Annotated in this window: 19 protein-coding genes and 1 pseudogene; 13 read left to right on the forward strand and 7 right to left on the reverse strand. The window is 68.8% G+C overall.

The window, feature by feature from the left end:
- Positions 1-2: 2 nt before the first annotated feature.
- A complete protein-coding gene (locus tag CQY20_RS16010) occupies positions 3-827 on the reverse strand; it encodes an enoyl-CoA hydratase/isomerase family protein (protein WP_097941060.1) in 825 nt (274 codons plus the stop codon).
- Positions 824-1705 carry a ribokinase gene (locus CQY20_RS16015; protein WP_165789265.1) on the reverse strand — a complete coding sequence of 294 codons (882 nt, stop codon included), beginning with the start codon at positions 1703-1705 and terminating at the stop codon, positions 824-826. The genes CQY20_RS16010 and CQY20_RS16015 overlap by 4 nt, the downstream gene beginning before the upstream one ends.
- Before the next feature lie 62 nt (positions 1706-1767).
- On the opposite strand from CQY20_RS16015, the gene CQY20_RS16020 reads away from it, so the two are divergent.
- Genes CQY20_RS16020 through CQY20_RS16030 form a run of 3 tightly spaced genes read left to right on the forward strand, consistent with a single transcriptional unit; the run spans position 1768 to position 5357 of the window.
- Entirely contained in the window at positions 1768-3015 is a 1248-nt protein-coding gene (locus CQY20_RS16020; RefSeq protein WP_097941061.1) for a glutamate-5-semialdehyde dehydrogenase, read from the forward strand.
- A gap of 13 nt (positions 3016-3028) precedes the next feature.
- Positions 3029-3904 carry an AAA family ATPase gene (locus CQY20_RS16025; RefSeq protein WP_097941062.1) on the forward strand — a complete coding sequence of 292 codons (876 nt, stop codon included), beginning with the start codon at positions 3029-3031 and terminating at the stop codon, positions 3902-3904.
- Between the two features lie 16 nt (positions 3905-3920).
- On the forward strand, positions 3921-5357 hold the full coding sequence (locus CQY20_RS16030) for a vWA domain-containing protein (RefSeq protein WP_097941063.1): 1437 nt from the start codon (positions 3921-3923) through the stop codon (positions 5355-5357).
- Between the two features lie 126 nt (positions 5358-5483).
- Here CQY20_RS16030 and CQY20_RS16035 read toward each other — a convergent pair whose 3' ends face one another.
- Genes CQY20_RS16035 through CQY20_RS16050 form a run of 4 tightly spaced genes read right to left on the reverse strand, consistent with a single transcriptional unit; the run spans position 5484 to position 11051 of the window.
- Positions 5484-6725, reverse strand: a complete 1242-nt coding sequence (locus CQY20_RS16035; protein WP_097941064.1) for an NAD(P)/FAD-dependent oxidoreductase — start codon at positions 6723-6725, stop codon at positions 5484-5486.
- A complete protein-coding gene (locus CQY20_RS16040) occupies positions 6722-8110 on the reverse strand; it encodes an NAD(P)/FAD-dependent oxidoreductase (RefSeq protein WP_097941065.1) in 1389 nt (462 codons plus the stop codon). Before CQY20_RS16040 ends, CQY20_RS16035 begins: the two co-directional genes overlap by 4 nt.
- Complete coding sequence (locus tag CQY20_RS16045; protein WP_097941066.1) at positions 8107-9546, reverse strand: FGGY family carbohydrate kinase; 1440 nt, start codon at positions 9544-9546, stop codon at positions 8107-8109. Before CQY20_RS16045 ends, CQY20_RS16040 begins: the two co-directional genes overlap by 4 nt.
- A 2-nt stretch (positions 9547-9548) precedes the next feature.
- Complete coding sequence (locus CQY20_RS16050; protein ID WP_097941067.1) at positions 9549-11051, reverse strand: amino acid permease; 1503 nt, start codon at positions 11049-11051, stop codon at positions 9549-9551.
- Positions 11052-11200: 149 nt separating this feature from the next.
- Here CQY20_RS16050 and CQY20_RS16055 point away from each other — a divergent pair, with 149 nt between their 5' ends.
- The 7 genes from CQY20_RS16055 to CQY20_RS16085 are packed head-to-tail and all read left to right on the forward strand — an operon-like array spanning position 11201 to position 15928.
- Positions 11201-12004, forward strand: coding sequence for a GntR family transcriptional regulator (locus tag CQY20_RS16055; RefSeq protein ID WP_097941068.1), 804 nt, complete (start codon positions 11201-11203; stop codon positions 12002-12004).
- 32 nt (positions 12005-12036) lie between these two features.
- On the forward strand, positions 12037-12675 hold the full coding sequence (gene nadD / locus CQY20_RS16060) for a nicotinate-nucleotide adenylyltransferase (protein ID WP_097941069.1): 639 nt from the start codon (positions 12037-12039) through the stop codon (positions 12673-12675).
- A complete protein-coding gene (gene rsfS, locus CQY20_RS16065; RefSeq protein ID WP_097941070.1) occupies positions 12672-13040 on the forward strand; it encodes a ribosome silencing factor in 369 nt (122 codons plus the stop codon). The genes nadD and rsfS overlap by 4 nt, the downstream gene beginning before the upstream one ends.
- Positions 13037-13705 carry a glucosyl-3-phosphoglycerate phosphatase gene (gene gpgP / locus CQY20_RS16070; RefSeq protein ID WP_097941071.1) on the forward strand — a complete coding sequence of 223 codons (669 nt, stop codon included), beginning with the start codon at positions 13037-13039 and terminating at the stop codon, positions 13703-13705. The genes rsfS and gpgP overlap by 4 nt, the downstream gene beginning before the upstream one ends.
- Positions 13695-14426 (forward strand): diglucosylglycerate octanoyltransferase, encoded by a 732-nt coding sequence (octT, locus tag CQY20_RS16075; protein WP_097941072.1) that lies wholly within the window; start codon positions 13695-13697, stop codon positions 14424-14426. The genes gpgP and octT overlap by 11 nt, the downstream gene beginning before the upstream one ends.
- A gap of 2 nt (positions 14427-14428) precedes the next feature.
- The gene (locus CQY20_RS16080) at positions 14429-15262 is read left to right on the forward strand and encodes a DegV family protein (protein WP_097941073.1); all 834 of its coding nucleotides are present in this window, start codon (positions 14429-14431) and stop codon (positions 15260-15262) included.
- 57 nt (positions 15263-15319) lie between these two features.
- Positions 15320-15928: a maleylpyruvate isomerase family mycothiol-dependent enzyme gene (locus CQY20_RS16085; protein ID WP_097941088.1), complete on the forward strand. Its 609-nt coding sequence runs from the start codon at positions 15320-15322 to the stop codon at positions 15926-15928.
- 128 nt (positions 15929-16056) lie between these two features.
- Here CQY20_RS16085 and CQY20_RS16090 read toward each other — a convergent pair whose 3' ends face one another.
- Entirely contained in the window at positions 16057-16947 is an 891-nt protein-coding gene (locus CQY20_RS16090; protein ID WP_097941074.1) for a LysR family transcriptional regulator, read from the reverse strand.
- 125 nt (positions 16948-17072) lie between these two features.
- Between CQY20_RS16090 and CQY20_RS16095 the strand changes: the two genes are divergently transcribed.
- The 3 genes and pseudogenes from CQY20_RS16095 to CQY20_RS16105 form a co-directional block, all read left to right on the forward strand.
- On the forward strand, positions 17073-17813 hold the full coding sequence (locus CQY20_RS16095; protein WP_097941075.1) for an SDR family oxidoreductase: 741 nt from the start codon (positions 17073-17075) through the stop codon (positions 17811-17813).
- Positions 17810-18547 (forward strand): SDR family oxidoreductase, encoded by a 738-nt coding sequence (locus CQY20_RS16100; RefSeq protein WP_097941076.1) that lies wholly within the window; start codon positions 17810-17812, stop codon positions 18545-18547. Before CQY20_RS16095 ends, CQY20_RS16100 begins: the two co-directional genes overlap by 4 nt.
- A gap of 169 nt (positions 18548-18716) precedes the next feature.
- A pseudogene (locus CQY20_RS16105) lies at positions 18717-19087 on the forward strand (hypothetical protein); the annotation flags it as partial.

The following is a 19087-nucleotide window of genomic DNA, read 5'->3' on the forward strand; positions in this document are numbered from 1 at the left end:
GGCTAGAGGCGACCGTCGACCCGCAGATCGGGGTGCACCCAGTTGGGCGAGCGGCGCTCCTTGAACGCGCGGAAGCCCTCGATCGCCTCCTCGCCGCTGTAGCTGGCCTGCATGCCGATGCGGTCGAACAACCCCATGTAGTTGTCCAGGCTGGCCTTGACCACCCGCCTGGCCGCCGGGGCGGTGCGGCAGCACTGGGCGAGGATGTCGCGGGCGGTGTCCATCAGCTCGTCGTGCGGCACCACGCGGGCGACCATGCCCCACTGCTCGGCCTCGGCGGCCGACAGCGTGCGACCGGTGAGCATGAGGTCGCGGGTGCGCACCGGCCCGATCAGCCGGGCCAGCATCTGGCTGTAGTAGGTGTCGGCGAGCCCGCGGAACAGCTCGGGCACCCGAAACGTCGCGCGCTCGCTGACCACCGCCATGTCGCTGCACAACGCGATCTGCAGGCCGCCGCCCTGACACAGCCCGTTGACCGCGGACACCACCGGCTTGGTGGACTGGCGCAGCTTTTCGAACGGCGTGACATCCATGCCGAGCGCCGCGCCGAACGTCAGCCAGTTGTCGTCGTCCCCGCCGCCGCCCATGTCGCCGCCGGGCGCGAAGACATCGCCCGTGCCGGTGATCAGCAGGCCCGCCAGGTCGGGGTCCTGCTCGACGCGTCCGATCGCGTACTTGATGCCGAAGTACATCGCGGGCGTCATGGCATTGCGCGCCTCGGGGCGGTCGAGCGTGCAGATCGCGAACGGGCCCTCCCGTCGAAAGCTCAAAAAGGGCGTGCCCAGCCAGTCGCCTTCGGGCGGCCGAGGCTTCGCGGTCGGCGTCATAGTTGCCTTTCTTGCGTTCGTCGATTGGCTACCGCGTCCTCGATAGCCTCGGCGTACGGTGCACAGTCTCCTGCGCCGGGCACCAGTGTCGACAGTGCCCCCGCCGCGCACGCCCGCTGCAGTGCCTGCTCGTGGCCGTCGGCCCAGAACGCGGCCAGCACGCCGGCGAAGACGTCGCCGGCGCCGGTGGTGTCGACCGCCTTGACCGCGGGGGCGCGCACGTCGAACCGCTCGTCGTTGCCGAGGTAGCTGGCGCCGCGACGGCCGCGGGTGATGACGAGATTGGGCACCGGCCAATGCCATTCGCGCGCCTCGGCCTCGTTGACGATGACGACGTCGGCCAGCTCGGACAGGGCGAGCAGCTCGTGGGGTTTGGCGCCCGCCGGCGAGGCGTTGACCATGACGACGGCGTCTGCCGCCCGCGCGATGCCTGCGGCCGCGATGGCGGTGGCGATCGGTATCTCCAGCTGCATGAGCACCACGTCGCTGTTAGTGATCACCGCCCGGATCTCGGGGGAGCCGACGCTTAGATGGGCGTTCGCGCCCGGCGCGACGACGATGGTGTTCTCGGCGGTCGAGTCGACGATGAGCACCGCCGAGCCGCTCGGTCCGGGCACCGTGATGACACCGTCCAACCCGACCTCGTTGTCGCGCAGGTGGATGCGCAGCTGTTCGGCGGCCCCGTCGGTGCCCAGCGCGGCAACCAACTGAACCGAGGCGCCTGCCCGCGATGCCGCGACGGCCTGATTGCCGCCCTTGCCGCCGGGCGCCGACGACAGCGACGAGGCGAGCACCGTCTGCCCGGGGCGCGGCAGCGCGTCGACTCGGAACGTCAGGTCGGCGTTGACGCTGCCCACCACGCACACCCGAGTCGCCATGAAAGTAAAAGTTAGACCAGCGCCGCCGTCGGCGCCGTAATCAGGTCCGATACGCTGGACCGATGAGTCTGGACGCACCGTCGATGCCCGACTTGCGCCAGCAGGTGCACGACGCGGCACGCCGGGCCCGCGTGGCCGCGCGGGAACTGGCCACGCTGAGCACCGAAGCCAAGAACTCGGTGTTGCATGCGGCGGCCGACAACGTGCTGCGCGAGGCGGGCACCGTCATCGAGGCGAACAAAGAGGACCTGGCCGCCGCCAAGGCCGCGGGCACACCTGACGCGATGCTGGACCGGTTGGCGCTCAACCCGCAGCGAATCGACGCCATCGCCTCGGGGCTGCGGCAGGTCGCCGGGCTGCCCGACCCGATCGGTGAGGTGCTGCGCGGCCGCACCCTGCCCAATGGCCTGCAGCTGCGTCAGCAGCGGGTCCCGATCGGCGTGATCGGAATGGTCTACGAGGGCAGGCCGAACGTGACCGTCGACGCGTTCGGGTTGACGTTCAAGGCGGGCAGCGCGGTGCTGCTGCGCGGCAGCTCGTCGGCGGCGCGGTCGAACCAGGCCCTCGTCACCGCGCTGCGCGACGCGTTGGCGATGGAGAACCGGATGCCCGACGCCGTGCAGCTGCTGCCCTGCGAGGACCGCGCCAGCGTCACCCATTTGATTCAGGCGCGCGGCCTTGTCGACGTGGTGATTCCGCGCGGGGGAGCGGGTCTGATCAACGCGGTGGTGCGCGACGCGCAGGTGCCGACGATCGAAACGGGTGTCGGCAACTGCCATGTCTACGTGCACAGCTCCGCCGACCTTGACGTCGCCGAACGAATCCTGTTGAACGCCAAGACCCGTCGGGTCAGCGTCTGCAACGCCGCCGAGTCGGTGCTGATCGACAAGGCCATCGCCGACACCGCGGTGCCGCGGCTGACCAAGGCGCTTCAAGACGCGGGTGTGACGGTGCACGCCGATCCCTCGGAGGAGGAGTTGCGCGCCGAGTTCCTGTCGATGGACATCGCGCTGGCGGTGGTCGACGGCGTCGACGCCGCGATCGACCACATCAGCGAGTACGGCACCGGCCACACCGAAGCCATCGTGACGACGGATCTCGCTGCGGCGCAACGGTTCACCGAACGCGTCGACGCCGCCGCGGTGATGGTGAACGCGTCGACGGCGTTCACCGACGGCGAGCAGTTCGGGTTCGGCGCCGAGATCGGCATCTCCACTCAAAAGCTGCATGCCCGCGGACCGATGGGCCTGCCCGAATTGACCTCGACCAAGTGGATTGTGTGGGGAGACGGCCACACCCGCCCGGCCTGATTAGGAGACATACGTGAGCGTCCCCGCACGCCCCGCGCCGCTGTTCGCCGACATCGACGATGTGGCGCGACGGCTGGCCGAAACCGGCTATCTGCCCGACACCGCAACCGCCACCGCGGTTTTCCTCGCCGACCGGCTGGGCAAGCCGCTGTTGGTGGAAGGGCCCGCAGGTGTCGGCAAGACCGAACTGGCCCGCGCGGTGGCCCAAGCCACCGGTTCGGGTCTGGTGCGGTTGCAGTGCTACGAGGGCGTCGACGAGGCGCGCGCGCTGTACGAGTGGAACCACGCCAAGCAGATCCTGCGCATCCAGGCCGGACACGGCGACTGGGAGCAGACCCGCGATGACGTGTTCTCCGAGGAGTTCCTGCTGTCGCGTCCGCTGCTGACCGCGATCCGGCGCACCGAGCCGACGGTGCTGCTGATCGACGAGACGGACAAGGCCGACATCGAGATCGAGGGCCTGCTGCTGGAGGTGCTGAGCGATTTCGCGGTGACCGTGCCCGAACTCGGCACGATCGAGGCCGAGCGGGCGCCGTTCGTCGTGCTGACGTCGAACGCCACCCGCGAGCTGTCCGAGGCGCTCAAGCGGCGATGCCTGTTCCTGCACATCGACTTTCCCGATCCCGACCTCGAGCGGCGCATCCTGCTGTCGCGGGTGCCCGAGCTTCCTGAGCACCTGGCCGACGAGCTGGTTCGCATCATCGGTGTGCTGCGGGGCATGCAGCTCAAGAAGCTGCCGTCGGTGGCCGAGACCATCGACTGGGGCCGCACGGTGCTGGCGTTGGGCCTCGACACCATCGACGACCAACTGATCGCGGCCACGCTCGGCGTCGTGCTCAAGCACCAGTCCGATCAGGTCAAGGCCGCAGGCGAGCTCCGGCTCAACTAGTCCTCTAGGAGTAGCGATGGCCGTCCGCCGCACCCGACCTCCGCAGCCGCTGGCCCCGCACGGCCTGCCGGGCCATCTGGTGGAGTTCGTGGAAGCGCTGCGGGCGCAAGGCATTGCGGTGGGCCCGTCGGAGACTGTCGACGCCGGTCGGGTGGTGTCGGTGTTGGGGCTCGGCGACCGCGAGGCGCTGCGGGAAGGCATCGCGTGCGCGGTGCTGCGCCGATCCGATCACCGCGACACCTACAACGCGATGTTCGACCTGTATTTCCCGGCGGCGCTGGGCGCCAAGACCGTGCTCGACGACGAGGATTCCGACGGCGAGGGGCTGCCGCCCGAAGACGTCGAGGCGATGCGGCAGATGCTGCTCGATCTGCTGACCGACAACGAAGAGCTGGCCGACATGGACGAGCGACTGGCCGCGATGATCGCCCAGATCGTCGAGGCCTACGGCCGGTACAACTCCAGCCGCGGCCCTTCGTACTCGTCGTATCAGGCGCTCAAGGCGATGAACCTCGACGATCTCGAGGGCAGGCTGCTGGCCGGCCTGCTGGCGCCCTACGGCGACGAGCCGACCCCGACGCAGGAGCAGATCGCCAAAGCCATTGCGGCTCAACGCATTGCGCAGCTTCGCAAGATGGTTGAGGGCGAGACGAAGCGGCGCACCGCCGAGCAGCTGGGCCGCGACCACGTGCAGATGTACGGCGTGCCGCAGTTGGCCGAGAACGTCGAATTCCTGCGTGCCTCCGGCGAACAGCTGCGGCAGATGCGCCGGGTGGTGGCGCCGCTGGCCCGCACGCTGGCCACCCGGTTGGCGGCGCGGCGGCGGCGGTCGCGCGCCGGCGAGATCGACCTGCGCAAGACGCTGCGCAAGTCGATGTCCACCGGCGGGGTGCCGATCGACGTGGTGCTCAAGAAGCCGCACCCGGCGCGGCCGGAACTGGTGGTGCTGTGCGACGTGTCCGGTTCGGTCGCGGGCTTCAGCCATTTCACGCTGCTGCTGGTGCACGCGCTGCGCCAGCAGTTCAGCCGGGTGCGGGTTTTCGCGTTCATCGACACCACCGACGAGGTCACCGACCTGTTCGGCCCCGACGCCGATCTCGCCGTCGCGGTGCAGCGCATCACCAGGGAAGCCGGGGTCTACACCCGCGACGGCCATTCCGACTACGGGCACGCTTTCGTGTCGTTTTTGGACAAGTACCCGAATGTGTTGTCGCCGCGCAGTTCTCTGCTGGTGCTCGGCGACGGCCGCAACAACTACCGCAATCCCGAAACCGAACTGCTGGCGCACATGGTCAACGCGTCGCGGCATGCGCACTGGCTCAACCCTGAGCCGAGGCATCTGTGGGGTAGCGGCGATTCGGCGGTGCCCCGCTATGAAGAGGTCATCACGATGCACGAATGCCGGTCAGCCAAACAGCTGGCCGGCGTGATCGACGCCCTCCTCCCGGTCTAGCCCCCACCTTACGCCCCGATCTAGCCGCCCCCCTTTACGCCCAAACCGACACACGGGCGGGAAAGTGCGAGAAAAAGCCGCCAAAAAGTCGATCTCGGCGCAGGGTGGTATGTCGGTGCCGGGTGATCAGGCGAACGACACCGTGACATCGCCGCCCGCCGGGTCGGCGTCGGCCACCAGCGACCACGGCGCCCGATACACCCGCCCCGGCGCGGCGGGCCACGGCGTGCGCTCGACCGCCAGCGTCCGGCCGTCCTGCACGGCCCGCAGCTTGGGCAGCCTGCGGTACTCGTCGACCCAGAACAGCAGGTCACCCCTCGCGGCGGCGCCGCCCTCGGACGAGACAAGCTGCGGCGCAACCCATCTGAACGGGCCATCGGTCCGGATACGCACCGCCTTCGGCGGCTGCACGCGAGTGGTCAGCCAGCGCGACACGGCGCCGGCGACATGGCGTCCGTCCAGCGCGGCGCCGTCGGCGGTGTCGACGGGATGCAAAAGGTTGCCGACCGCGAAAACCCCTGGGCTGCTGGTCCTCAGCGCGGCGTCGACGACGGGGCCGCGGGTGGCGGCATCCATCGCCAGGCCGCCGGTGCGGGCCAGTTCGTGGTCGGGAATCCAGTCGCCGGTGAACACCACGGTGTCGCAGTCGACGGTGGTGCGCTCGCCGGTGTCGAGGTGCTCGACGACCGCGCTGCGGACGCGGCCCTTGCCTTTGATGTCGACGATGCGGCTGCGGGTGTACACCGGCCCGTCCAACAGGAAGCGCCCCGGCAGCCGGAACGCGGCGTAGGCCTCCGACTGCGGGTAGGCGCTGACCATTCCCACTGTCGCGCAACCGGCTTCGCGCAGGGTGAGCACCGCCGACCAGCTCACCAGTTCCGCGCCGACGATCAACGCGCGGCGGCCGACGTCGGCGTGGTGGATGTGCACCAGGTTCTGCAACTGCCCGGTGGTGTACACGCCGTCGGCGCGGTCGCCGGGCACCAGTCGGGCAGGCCGCGGCCGTTCGCGTGCGCCGGTGGCCAACACCACCGCGTCGGCCGTCACGGTCCGCACGCCCCGCGGTGAGGTGATCCGCAGCGCCCGGTTACCGGCCCAGCCCGTCACCATCGCCTCGGTCTCCAGCAGGGCGCCGGCGTCCTGCGCCATCGCGGTGAGCCGTCGGGCGTAGGCGGGGCCGGAGATGAACCGCTTCAGATCGCGCATGCCGTAGCCGGGATGGTCGCTGTGGCGGGGGATTCCGCCGGTCTCGGCTTCGCGTTCGATGACGAGGACCTCGCCGTCGACCTGCCCGGCGAGCGCGGCGGCCGCGGTCAGCCCCGACGGCCCGCCGCCCACGATCGCGACGGCCACATGTTGGTCGCTCATCGCACACCGCCGCGAGTCTCGAGCGCCGCCTTGGTGTTGGCGCCGCAGTAAAAGCCTTGGCAGCGGCCGTTCATCACCCGGGTGCGACGGCGCAGACCGTCCAGGTCGGCTGGCGGTATGGGCGAGGCGAACGCGTCGCGGATCTCGCCCGCGGTAACGCGTTCACAGAAGCAGATGATGCGGCCGTACTCGGGGTCGGCGGCGATGCGCGCGTTGTCCTGATACGGCCGGAGAAACGCCTCGCCGATGTTCGGCATCCGCGGGGGCGCAGGAAGATCCGGTCGTTCGGTGACGTCGACGCCGGCATCCGACAGCAGCCCCGTCACGTACTCGGCGATCGCCATCCCCGACGTCAGCCCGGTGGAGCGGATACCGCCGACAAGCACGTAGCGCGCCGCCGCGTCGAGGTCGATCAGGTAGTCGTCGCGGTCGATCGCCGCGCGCAGGCCGGCGTAGGTGGCGGTGATCTCCTCGTCGAACAGCGACGGCATCAGCGCCTCGCCCTTGGAGACCAGGAACTCGAAGCCCTTCTCGGTAGTGCCTGTGGCGCTGCGGTCTTCGAGATTCTCCGAGGTTGGCCCGACCATCACGTTGCCGTAGATGGTCGGGCTCACCAGCACACCCTTGCCGCGCGACGACGGCACCGCCAACACGATGCACGGCACCATCGGCCGAGTCAGCTTGTCGAACACCAGCAGTTCGCCGCGCCGCGGCGTGACCGTGAAGCGGTCGTAACCGAATGCGGCGTCGAGATAGTCGGCGCCCAAACCCGCCGCGTTGATGATCCAGCGGCCGTGGACCTCGCCGCGGGTGGTCTGCAGCGTCGTGTACTCGTCGCCGACCGTGGCGGCGGTGACCCGGGCGCCGCGCGTCAACTGCGCGCCGCGCGCGACGGCGTCGGTGGCCAGCGCGAGGTTGGTGGTCCACGTGCAGATGATCGACTCGCCGGGCACCGTCAACCCGCCCAGCACGCCGGGCCCGAGGTCGGGAACACGGCGATACACCTCGTCGGTGTCGACGATTTCGCAGTCGTGGTAGGAGTTGCGTTCGGCCTTCTCCTTGAGCCCGGGAAGGGCGGCAAGCTCCTCGTCCGTCCACGCCACCAGCAGTGCGCCGGTGCGCTCGACCGGAATGCCGGTCTGCTCGGCGTAGTCGCCCAGCAGTTGGTAGCCGCGCGCCACCAGGCGCGACTCCAGCGTTCCCGGCGTGGCGTCGAATCCGGTGTGCAGCAGCGCGGTGTTGGCCTTGCTGGTGCCGTCGCCGACGTCGTCGCGCGCCTCCAGCAGCGTCACCGACAGGTTCGTGCCTGCCAGTGCCCGCGCGATCGCGCAGCCGACGATTCCGGCGCCGACCACGATGACGTCGCTGACCTGGGTACCGCTCATGCGGTTGTCGTCTCCTTCTGTGCGGCAACGGCTTCGGCTGCGCGCATCCATCGAGTCATGAATTCCGCGGCGCGGTCGGCCGACCACTGAGGCTCGTAGGTGTGTTCCGGTGTCCACGTGCCGACGGCCTGTGCCACCTCGAGGCCGGGCTCGAGCGCCAGCCTGGCGCATGCGGCGGCACCGAGCGCGGTGGCGTGCAACGACGGATACACGTCGACGGGTATGCGGGCCAGGTCGGCCTGCGCCTGCATCAGCACCTTCGACTGCGTGAGCCCGCCGTCGACCCGCAGCCGGGTCAGCGGCTGGCCCAGGTCCGTGGCCACCAGGTCGGCCAGCGCGGCCACCTGAGCGGCGATGCCCTCCAACAGCGCCCGGACCAGCTGTCCGCGCCCGCTGCTGAGCGTCATCCCGGTGAACGACGCCGCCGCGGCCGAATCCCACCACGGCGCGGCCAGCCCGGCCAGTGCGGGAACGCACAGCACACCGTCGCTGGAATCGGCTGCAACGGAATCGATTTGATCAGCGGACGGGATCAGCCCGAGGTCGACGGCCCACCGCACCGCCGATGCCGCCGTGTAGACCTGCCCGTCGACACAGTAGGCCGTCTCGTCACGCAGTCGCCAGGCCACCGAGGTGGTCAGCCCCGACGCCGATCGTGCCGGGTTGCCGCCGAGCTGGGCCAACAGGAAAGCACCGGTGCCGTACGTGCACTTGGCGTCGCCCGGCGCCAGGCAGCTTTCGGCCAGCAGCGCCGCCTGCTGGTCGACGATCAGCCCGGCCACCGGGATTGTGGGACCGAAAACGTCTGTGCGGCCGACAATCTGATCGCACGCCACAATCTCGGGCATCGCTTCGCCGGTCAGCCCGAACAGGCCGACCAGTTCGTCGTCCCAGGCCACCGAGTCCAACGCGAGCAACAGCGACCGGCTCGCGGTGGCCGCGTCGGTGACGAACGCGCCGCACAGCCGGTGTACCAGCCATGTGTCGGTGGTGGTGACGACGCCGTCGGTGGTCATGTTCGCCCGGATCCACGCCATTTTCGGCGCGGAGAAATACGGATCGAGCACCAGACCGGTGCGTCGGGCGATCACGTCGGCCGAGGACGACAGCGGCGCACACACAGATTCGGCGCGCCGGTCCTGCCAGACCACCGCGGGGGTCAGCGGTCGACCGGTGTCGCGGTCCCACGCCAGCACCGTCTCACCCTGGTTGGCCAACGCCACCGCGGCGACGGGAACACCGGCCTGCGCCAAGGCTTTCCGCCCGGCACTGACGACGGAGTCGAACAGCGCCTCGGGATCCTGCTCGACGGCGCCGCCGGCCAGATAGTCCGGCCGGACGGCGACCTCGGCGATGGACACGATCTGCCCGGCGTCGTCGACCACGATGGCCTTCGTGCCCGAAGTGCCCTGGTCAATCGCCAGGTAATGCTGCATCGTCAATCCTTTGCGGCCTCGGCCTCCAGTTCGGCGTCGATCGAGCCCATACCCGGCATGGTCAGCCCGCTCTTACCGCGGGTGGCCAACAGGTAACCGAGATAGCAGGCGCCGATCACCACCATCACGATGACGTATGCCCACGCTTCCTTGAAGCTGGAGTCCCGGAACAGCGAGAGCTCGAACACCAGCCACACCACCGCCACCGCCAGCACCGGGATCTCCCACGCGCCGAGGTTGAACTTGTCGCTGACCGGCAGGCTCTTGCGCTTGATCAGATACAGCACCACCGTCGAGGCGTACATCACCGCGGGCAGCAGCGTCGCGGCGCCGAACAAGGTGAACAGCGCGGTCTCCGACTGCGAGAAGATCGCCAGGATCAGTTCGGCCAGAACCACATACAGCACCGTGGCCTTCAGCGGGGTGTGGAATTTCGGCGAGATCTGGCTCCACTGCTGCCAGCCGGGGAAGCGCTTGTCACGCGACATCGCCCACGTCAACCGCACACCGGTGATCATGATGACCAGACCGCACGCGAAGATCGCCAGCACCACCATCACCAGCAGCAGGGTGGCCACCGCCGAACCGAGCGTCTTCTCGATGACATCGGCGATCGGCGTGCCGGACTCGGCCAGCGCGATCGGGTCACCGGCGGCCAGCGTCACCGCGAGGATGAACAGGAAACCCAGCACGCCCGACGCCAGCACCGCCTGCCACATCGCGCGCGGCACAACCCGTTCCGGGTCGTTGGTCTCCTCGGCGAGGTTGGCGGCCGACTCGAACCCGACAATGGTAAAGGCGCCGAGCAGGAAGCCGAGCATCCACGGCCCCGCCGTCGTCAGGTCGCCGAAGTCCCAATAACCCTCGGCGGGAATGGCGCCCTTGCTGAACAGGTTCGAGAAGTCCATCTCGCCGCGCACGGCCGCGACGACCAGCAGCAGCACCGTCAGCGACACCATGCCGATGAGCTCCAGCGAGACGAAGGTGTTGTTCACCCGCTCGGCCCACGGCGTCGAGAAGCCGACCAACAGCGCCTGCAGCAGCAGCACGGCGCCGGTGACCAGCCACGCGATGGTCGGGGTGCCCTCGTAGTGCAGCAGCACCGGGAAGATCGTCGACGCGATGGTGTAGTCGACCGCGCAGACGACGATGGCCAGGAAGGTGAACGAGATCCAGCCCAGGATCCAGCCCAGAATCGGGTTGGCCAGCCGCGACATCCACTGGTAGTGGTAGCCGGTCACCGGGATCCGCGCGGCCAGCGCGCCCAGCACGAACGCGACGGCCAGCTGACCGATGGTTGCGATCGGCCACGTCCAGATGCCCATCGGCCCCGACGAGTTCAGCACCGAACCGTAGGTGGTGAAGATGCCGGTCGCGATCGAGACGAACGCGAACGCGACGGCGAACGAGGCGAACCGTCCGGTGCGCCGCTCCAGGGCTTCCTTGTAGCCGAATTTTGCCAGGTCAGCGGCGTCGCTGGCGGCCGAAGGTTCCGGATTGGTCATCGTTCCCTCCAGTGGTATAGACCATGCGGTTGAACCGTAGTATGGGTGTGGCGCAGCGCACCGTCAAGACACCGGAATGGCGATCACGAAGTGTTTACAAACCCGATGGCCTAGACCACGTGGTTGGTGGACGTGGTTACGCTGCAGATATGCCACCCGCGCGCAACCGCGCCGCCAAACGGCGCCGCCGCCTACCGGCCAGCACCGCCGCGACGCGGGATAGTTCCCCACCCGCCACCCCCAGGTACATCGCGATCGCGGCTCTCGTCCGCGACCGCATCGCCACCGAACAACTCGGCCCGCACACGCTGCTGCCCTCGGAGCGCGAGTTGGCCGAGCAGCACGGCGTCAGCCGGATGACCGCGCGCCAGGCGCTGTCGCTGCTGGAAAGCGAAGGGGTGGTGTACCGCAAGCCGCCGCGCGGCACCTTCGTCGCCGAACCGCGGGTGCGCTTCCACATCGGCAGCTTCTCGGAGGAGGTGTCTCGGATGGGGCGCCGGCCTGCCGCACGCCTGCTGTGGGCCGAACACCAGCATCCGACGCCTGCCGTGCGGCTGGCGCTCGGCCTCGACGACGACGCGATGGTCAACGTGTTTCACCGGCTGCGCTCGGTCGATGACGTGCCGTTCGCGCTGGAGACGACGTTTCTGCCGGCGGACCTGACGCCAGGGATTCTCGACGTGTCCGACGACGGATCGCTGTGGGCGATCCTGCGCGACCGATACGGCATCGACCTGGCCCGCTCGACCGCGGTGCTGGAGTCGATCGTGCTCGACGACGCGACAAGTACCCAGCTCGACGTGCGCGCCGGATCGGCCGGCACGCTGCTGACCCGCCGCACCGAGGACAGCACGGGCCGCTGCGTCGAGTACGCCCGCGACGTCTACCGGGCCGATCGCGCGTCGTTCGAGGTGTCCGAACTGCTGGGGGCGCATCGGCTCTCGGGCGTCTGACCGCCCGCGGCACTGCCGTAAGCTGGCTATTCGTGCAATCCCGACGCAGGCTGGGCGTGATGGGTGGGACGTTCGACCCCATCCACAACGGGCACCTGGTCGCGGCGAGCGAGGTGGCCGCTCTGTTCCGGCTCGATGAAGTGGTGTTCGTGCCGACGGGGCAGCCGTGGCAAAAGGACCGCCACGTCACCGCGGCGGAGGACCGCTACTTGATGACGGTCATCGCGACCGCCTCCAACCCGCGGTTCTCGGTGAGCCGGGTCGACATCGACCGCGGCGGCCCGACCTACACCCGCGACACACTTCGCGACCTGCGGGCGCAGAACCCGGACACCGACCTGTTCTTCATCACCGGCGCCGACGCGCTGGCCTCCATCCTGACGTGGCAGGATTGGGAGGAGATGTTCGGGCTCGCCCGATTCGTCGGGGTGAGCAGGCCCGGCTACGACCTCGACGGCAAACACATCAAGAACGCGCTGGAGGAGTTGCCCGACGACGCGCTGACGCTCGTCGAGGTCCCCGCGCTGTCGATCTCGTCGACTGACTGCCGCAAACGCGCCGAGGAGGGCAGACCGATCTGGTATCTGGTGCCTGACGGGGTGGTGCAATACGTCTCCAAGCGTCGCCTCTATCGCACGGAAAACGTTGCAAAGAAGGAGCATTCGCGGTGACCGCCTCCGGAGAAGCGATCGCGATGGCAACCATAGCCGCGCGGGCGGCCGCCTCCAAGCTGGCCGACGATGTCGTGGTCATCGACGTGTCGAATCAACTGGTCATCACCGACTGCTTCGTCATCGCGTCGGCCTCCAACGAGCGTCAGGTCAACGCGATCGTCGACGAGGTCGAGGAGAAGATGCGCCTTGCCGGCTATAAACCGGCCCGCCGCGAGGGCGCCCGCGAAGGGCGGTGGACGCTGCTGGACTACATCGACATCGTCGTGCACATCCAGCATCAGGACGAGCGCAACTTCTATGCGCTGGACCGGTTGTGGCGGGACTGCCCCACCGTCCCGGTCGACCTGGATTCGGGGTCATGAGAACCCGCCGCCTGGTGATGCTGCGGCACGGGCAGACCGAGTTCAACGCCGGCAACCGGATGCAGGGTCAGCTCGACACCGAACTCAGCGATCTCGGCCGCGACCAGGCCGTCGCCGTCGCCGAGGTGCTCGCCAAGCGGCAGCCGCTGCTGATCGTCTCGTCAGATCTGCGCCGCGCCCTGGACACCGCCGTCGCGCTCGGCGAGCGGTCGGGTGTACCGGTGGACGTGGACGCCAGGCTGCGCGAAACACATCTGGGCGAGTGGCAGGGCATGACCCATCTGGAGGTCGACGCGACGGCGCCGGGTGCGCGCATGGCCTGGCGCGACGACGCCACCTGGGCGCCGCACGGCGGGGAGAGCCGCGTCGACGTCGCGCACCGCAGCATGCCGCTGATGGCCGAGCTCGTCGAAGCCCAAACCGATTGGGGCAACGACGAACCCGAGCGGCCCGTGATCCTCGTCGCGCATGGCGGCTTGATCGCCGCCCTGACGGCGGCGTTACTGAAGCTGCCGGTGGAGAACTGGCCCGCGCTGGGCGGCATGGGCAACGCCAGCTGGGTGCAGCTGTCGGGTCATTCCGCCGAGGATGCGGTGTTGAGCGACATCCGGTGGCGGCTCGATGTATGGAACGCCTCGGCACAGGTCGCCACCGATGTCCTCTGACCGGCGCACTCTGCTCGTGTTCTGCGATTCGCTTGCCTACTACGGGCCTACCGGCGGGCTACCGGCCGACGATCCACGGATTTGGCCCAATATTGTTGCCGCACATCTTGATTGGGATGTCGAGTTGATCGGCCGGATCGGCTGGACCTGCCGGGACGTGTGGTGGGCCGCGACGCAGGATCCGCGCGCATGGGCCGCGCTGCCGCGCGCCGGTGCGGTGATCTTCGCGACCGGGGGAATGGACTCGCTGCCGTCGCCGCTGCCGACGGCGTTGCGGGAACTCATCCGCTACGTGCGTCCGCCGTGGCTGCGCCGCTGGGTGCGCGACGGCTACGGCTGGGTCCAGCCCAGGCTCTCGCCGGTCGCGCGAAACGCGTTGCCGCCGCACGTGTCTGTCGAATACCTCGAGTTGACCAGGGGCGCGATCGATTTCAACCGGCCGGGCATACCAATCGTCGCCTCGCTGCCGTCCGTGCACATCGCCGACACCTACGGCAAGGCGCACCACGGCAGGGCGGCGACCGCCAGGGCGATATCCGAATGGGCCGAACAGCACGATGTTCCGCTTGTCGACCTGAAAGCCGCTGTCGCCGAACACATCATGGACGGGCGCGGCAACCCAGACGGTATTCACTGGAACTTCGAGGCGCACCAAGCGGTGGCCGAACTGATGCTCAAGGCGCTGCAGCAGGCCGGCGTCACCGGTGAGGATTCGGCCTGAGCATGGCCGTCGTCGTAGTGACCGATTCGTCTTCCCGCCTGGCGCAGGAGGAGCTGCAACGCTATGGCATCCGCCAGGTTCCGCTGCATATCCTGCTGGACGGCAAGGACTTTCGTGACGGCGTCGACGAGGTACCCGCCGACGCTCATCAACGCCACGTCACGACCGCCGGGGCGACCCCGGCCGAGCTGGCCGACGCGTATCGCGATGCGCTCGAACAGAGCGGCGGCGACGGGGTGGTGGCCGTGCACATCTCCGCGGCGCTGTCGAGCACCTACGGCTCGGCGGTGTCGGCGGCACGCGAATTCGGGCCCGCCGTGCGGGTTGTGAACTCACGCTCGGCGGCGATGGGCGTCGGCTTCGTCGCGTTGACCGCCGCACAGACGGCGGCCGAGGGGGCAGATCTCGACGCGGTCGAAGCCGCGGCCCGTGCGGTCGTGCCGTTCGGCCACGCGTTCATCGTGGTGCATCGCCTGGACAACCTGCGGCGCAGCGGACGGATTCGCCGCGGCGCGTCGCTATTGGGTTCGGCGCTGTCATTGAAGCCGTTGTTGTGCCTCGATGTCGACGGCCGGTTGGTGCTCGGGCAGCGGATCCGCACCGCGACGAAGGCACACGCGGCAATGATCGACCAGGTCGCCGAGGTCGTCGGGGACGGCGCGGCGACGGTAGCGGTGCATCACGTCGACAACCCCGACGACGCCGACGACATCGCCAAGGAGTTGACCGTGCGGCTGCCGCAGATCGCGCCGCCGGTCGTGACGGAGATGGGCGCGGTGCTCGCGGTGCACGTGGGCGCGGGCGCGGTCGGTGTCTGCGTCCAAACCGCGGGTTGACGCCCACGTCCGTCGGGGCGAAGGCTGGCGCAAGTGGAAAACGAGAGAGCGTCGATCATGAGGATGGCCCGCGACGAGCGTGTGGAACTGGCCGCGCTGCTTGAGGGCCTGACACCCGAACAATGGGATAGTCCCTCGTTGTGCGAGAAGTGGCGGGTCCGCGACGTCGTCGCCCACGCCATCGGCTTCGATCCACTGACGCGCACCCAGCTGCTCAAGCGCATGGCGAAAGGGCTGGTGACGCGCGGCGGGGCGAACGCCGTCGGCGTCGCGGAGTACGCCGATGTGCCGCCGGGGGAGCTGCTCGCGCTGGTGCGTCGATTCGCCGAACCGCAGGGCATCACCGCGGGTTTCGGCGGAAAGATCGCGTTGACTGACGGCATGATCCATCAGCAGGACATCCGCCGACCGCTCGGCATACCGCGCACCATCGATCCCGACCGCCTCCGCGTGGCGTTGCAGTTCTCGCTGTATGCACCGCGGCTGTTGGGCGCGCGACAAGTCCGCGGGCTGCGCCTGGTGGCCACCGATATGGGTTGGTCGCACGGCAAGGGGCCGGAAGTGCGCGGCAGCGGCGAGGCGCTGTTGATGGCGATGGCCGGCCGCCGCGACGCGGTCAAGGATCTCGACGGGCCGGGCAAGGATATGCTCGCACGCCGACTGTGAGTTGCGGTGGTGTTGAACCTTTCCCATCTCGCGCTTGCCCGGCAGGTACGGCCCGTCCAGCCGCTTGGCGATCGCCCCGTCCAGGCCGGGGTACACCCAGACAATCTCGTCTCGGGGTGTTCGGGTGCTCACCCGTTGAGGTGCTCGCGCGCCGCGGCGACGAACTCGGCGACCAGCGGGTTCGCCTCACCGATGCGGGTCGCGACGACGACGGTGCTGGCGGGGAACCCGCTCAACGGCACGGTGGTCAGGTCGGGGCGCACCGAGCTACGCCGGTCGCCGACCGGGAGGACCGCGACCGCCTGTCCGGCCGCGACGAGCTCCAGCCTGTCCTCGAAACTCTCGATGAGCGGTCCGGCCGACAGCGGGCCGGGTTCGCTCGGCCGATAGGAGCCTGCCGGGAAGATCGCCCGGGCACCGCCGTGTGAACAGATGACCGATTCGCCGGGTGCGAAGTCCTCCAACCACACCGACTCCCGGCCGGCCAGTGGGTGATCCGCCTGCAGCACCAACATCCGCGGCTCTTCATAGAGCACCGTGGTCCGCACCCCGTCGGTCGGGATGAGCAGCGGCGCCCTGGCCACCAGCACGTCGACCTGCCCATCGGTGAACGCACCCTCCTCATGACAGCCGAGATGGCGGGTGCCGATGTCGGCCTCGGGGTGGCGGCGGCGAAGTTCCCGAACAGCGGGTGTGATGATGAGGTCCTCTACGTATCCGATGACGATCCGGCCGGTGGGCGTGTAAGCGCGGGCGGTGAGCGTCGCCCGGCGCGCGGCCCGCAGCAGCGCATGCGCCTCGGGGAGAAACGACTTACCGGCCTCGGTGAGCAGCGCCCCCTGCGGGGTGCGGTCCAGTAGGGAGACACCCAGACTGTGCTCCAGGCGCCGGATCTGCCGGCTCAGCGCGGGCTGTGCCAGGTGCAACTCCGCGGCCGCCCGACTGAAGTTCAGATGCTCGGCCAGCACCGTGAAATATCGGACCAGGCGTAACTCCAGGTCGGCCCCGTAATCATTCACCGGTCATCTCCATGCGCCGTCCAACCTGCCGTCATTCGGCCATATTCCGCGCTATGCAATTTCGGAATATCGCGGTGCCGAGCAGGTCTTGGACAGCGGCACGGGACGGCCGAACACTCGGGTGCATGAGTAGATACGAGGGCAAGAGCGTGGTCATCACCGGCGGGAGCAGCGGGCTCGGGTTGGCGGCCGCGCAGTATCTGGTGGACAACGGTGCCCGGGTTCTGGTCACCGGGCGCAACCGGGACACTCTCGACGACGCCGCCCGACGCCTCGGCGACAACGGCATCGCCGTGCGCAGCGACGCCAGTTCGCTCGCGGACATCGAGGCGCTGGCCGGCCGGGTCCGGGACGTGTTCGGTACCGCGGACGCGTTGGTGGCCAACGGGGGCATCGGTAGTTTCGACCCGTTCTTCGCCGTCACCGAGCAGACTTTCGACGAGGTGTTCGCGATCAACACCAAAGGGCCGTTCTTCACGGTGCAGAAACTGGCGCCGCTACTGTCCGACGGCGCCGGAGTGGTGCTGACGACCTCGATCGCCAACCAAACGGGATGGGACGCTCTCAGCGTGTATTCGGCCAGCAAGGCCGCGCTGCGCTCGATGGCCCGGACGCTGAGCCGGGAACTGCTACCCCGGGGTATCCGGGTCAACGCCCTGAGCCCGGGCTCGATCGAGACGGGGAAGTTGGACAAGGAGGTTCCGGACAAGGCCGCTGCGCTCAAGGCGGAATTCGAGCAGAGCAGCCCGATGAAGCGGTGGGGTCATCCAGACGAATTCGCTCCGGCGGTGGCCTTTTTGGCGTTTGACGCGACATACGTCGCCGGCATCGAACTCGTCGTCGACGGTGGGGAGTCCCAGCTGTGAGCGACTATGCGGGCAAACGGGTCGTCATCACCGGCGGGACCAGCGGCATCGGTCTGGCCACCGCCAGACTGCTGATCGCCGGACGGGCACGCGTCCTGGTCACTGGACGGACACCGTCATCACTCGAAACCGCGAGGGCCGCACTGGGTCCGGATGCGGTCGTGCTGGCCTCCGACGCCGTCACCGGCATCGACGCCCTGGCCGAACGTGCCGCTGCAGAATTCGGTGCCGTCGACCTGTTGGTACTCAACGCCGGCATCACCGCCAACGCCACCATCGAGGACACCGGTGCGGCGACCTACGACGAGCTGTTCGCGGTCAACACCAGGGCTCCGTTCTTCACCTTGCAGAAATTCCTGCCGCTCATGCCATCCGGCAGTGCCGCGGTACTCACGACATCGGTGAGCAACTCCAAGGGCATCGCGACGACGAGCGTGTACTCCGCGACGAAGGCGGCCCTGCGGTCGTTGACGCGGACGTTCGCCCGGGAACTGATCGACCGCGGTATCCGGGTCAACGCCGTCTCCCCCGGCCCGATCGACACCGGCATCCTGGAACGGACCATGCCCGCGGCGGCGGCGCGGGAATTCCTGGAGCAGGTCAAGGCCACCAACCCGATGGGGCGGTTCGGTGAACCCGAGGAGATCGCCAGGGCGATCCTCTACCTGGGGTTCGACGCCACCTATACGACCGGCACCGAACTGGTGGTCGACGGCGGGGCTTCCGACCTCTGACCGGTGCACCCGTCTGGGAGTATCGAATCTGGCTCTGACCAGCGTGGATGGGGTTTCTCCCGCCCGCTTGAAAAAATCCTTCGAAAAAAGTGTGCGATGTGTCTACGCCGATCGCTCCTACCTGTGACAGCACCCGCCACCGGGCGGCAAACACAGAACAGGAGAGATCATGTACAGCCACTACCCGCAGCACCCCACCTACGGCCCATACCACAACGGCTACGCCCCGGCGCCGCATCCGGTGCAGGCGCCCGCGCAGCCCTCGACAGCGAACAAAGGCCTGCTGGCCGTCGCGGGCCTGGCAGTCGCAGGCGCCGCCGCGTTCGGCGGTGTCTACCTGATGAATTCGACCAGCGCCGAGCCGGCGGCCAGCACCGCGGCCGCGCCTTCGACTGTCATCAACCTGCCGTCCACGATCGACATCCCGTCGCTGACCTCGTCGGGCGACGGCCCGGCCTCCGTCCCGGTGATCGTCAACAACCCAGCCCCGGTGCGGGTGAACGGTCCCGCCGTGAACAACCCCGCCCCTGCGCCGGCTCC

Source organism: Mycolicibacterium agri (assembly GCF_002553505.1).
In the GTDB taxonomy this organism is placed as follows: Bacteria; Actinomycetota; Actinomycetes; order Mycobacteriales; family Mycobacteriaceae; genus Mycobacterium; species Mycobacterium agri.

Coding starts and splice junctions, on each gene's coding strand:
- CQY20_RS16020 (WP_097941061.1), top strand. CDS start 1,768: ATGAGTCTGGACGCACCGTCGATGCCCGACTTGCGCCAGCAGGTGCAC.
- gpgP (WP_097941071.1), top strand. CDS start 13,037: ATGAGAACCCGCCGCCTGGTGATGCTGCGGCACGGGCAGACCGAGTTC.
- CQY20_RS16055 (WP_097941068.1), top strand. CDS start 11,201: ATGCCACCCGCGCGCAACCGCGCCGCCAAACGGCGCCGCCGCCTACCG.
- CQY20_RS16050 (WP_097941067.1), bottom strand. CDS start 11,051: ATGACCAATCCGGAACCTTCGGCCGCCAGCGACGCCGCTGACCTGGCA.
- CQY20_RS16015 (WP_165789265.1), bottom strand. CDS start 1,705: ATGGCGACTCGGGTGTGCGTGGTGGGCAGCGTCAACGCCGACCTGACG.
- CQY20_RS16080 (WP_097941073.1), top strand. CDS start 14,429: ATGGCCGTCGTCGTAGTGACCGATTCGTCTTCCCGCCTGGCGCAGGAG.
- CQY20_RS16085 (WP_097941088.1), top strand. CDS start 15,320: ATGAGGATGGCCCGCGACGAGCGTGTGGAACTGGCCGCGCTGCTTGAG.
- CQY20_RS16035 (WP_097941064.1), bottom strand. CDS start 6,725: ATGAGCGACCAACATGTGGCCGTCGCGATCGTGGGCGGCGGGCCGTCG.
- octT (WP_097941072.1), top strand. CDS start 13,695: ATGTCCTCTGACCGGCGCACTCTGCTCGTGTTCTGCGATTCGCTTGCC.
- CQY20_RS16045 (WP_097941066.1), bottom strand. CDS start 9,546: ATGCAGCATTACCTGGCGATTGACCAGGGCACTTCGGGCACGAAGGCC.
- CQY20_RS16010 (WP_097941060.1), bottom strand. CDS start 827: ATGACGCCGACCGCGAAGCCTCGGCCGCCCGAAGGCGACTGGCTGGGC.
- CQY20_RS16040 (WP_097941065.1), bottom strand. CDS start 8,110: ATGAGCGGTACCCAGGTCAGCGACGTCATCGTGGTCGGCGCCGGAATC.
- CQY20_RS16030 (WP_097941063.1), top strand. CDS start 3,921: ATGGCCGTCCGCCGCACCCGACCTCCGCAGCCGCTGGCCCCGCACGGC.
- CQY20_RS16095 (WP_097941075.1), top strand. CDS start 17,073: ATGAGTAGATACGAGGGCAAGAGCGTGGTCATCACCGGCGGGAGCAGC.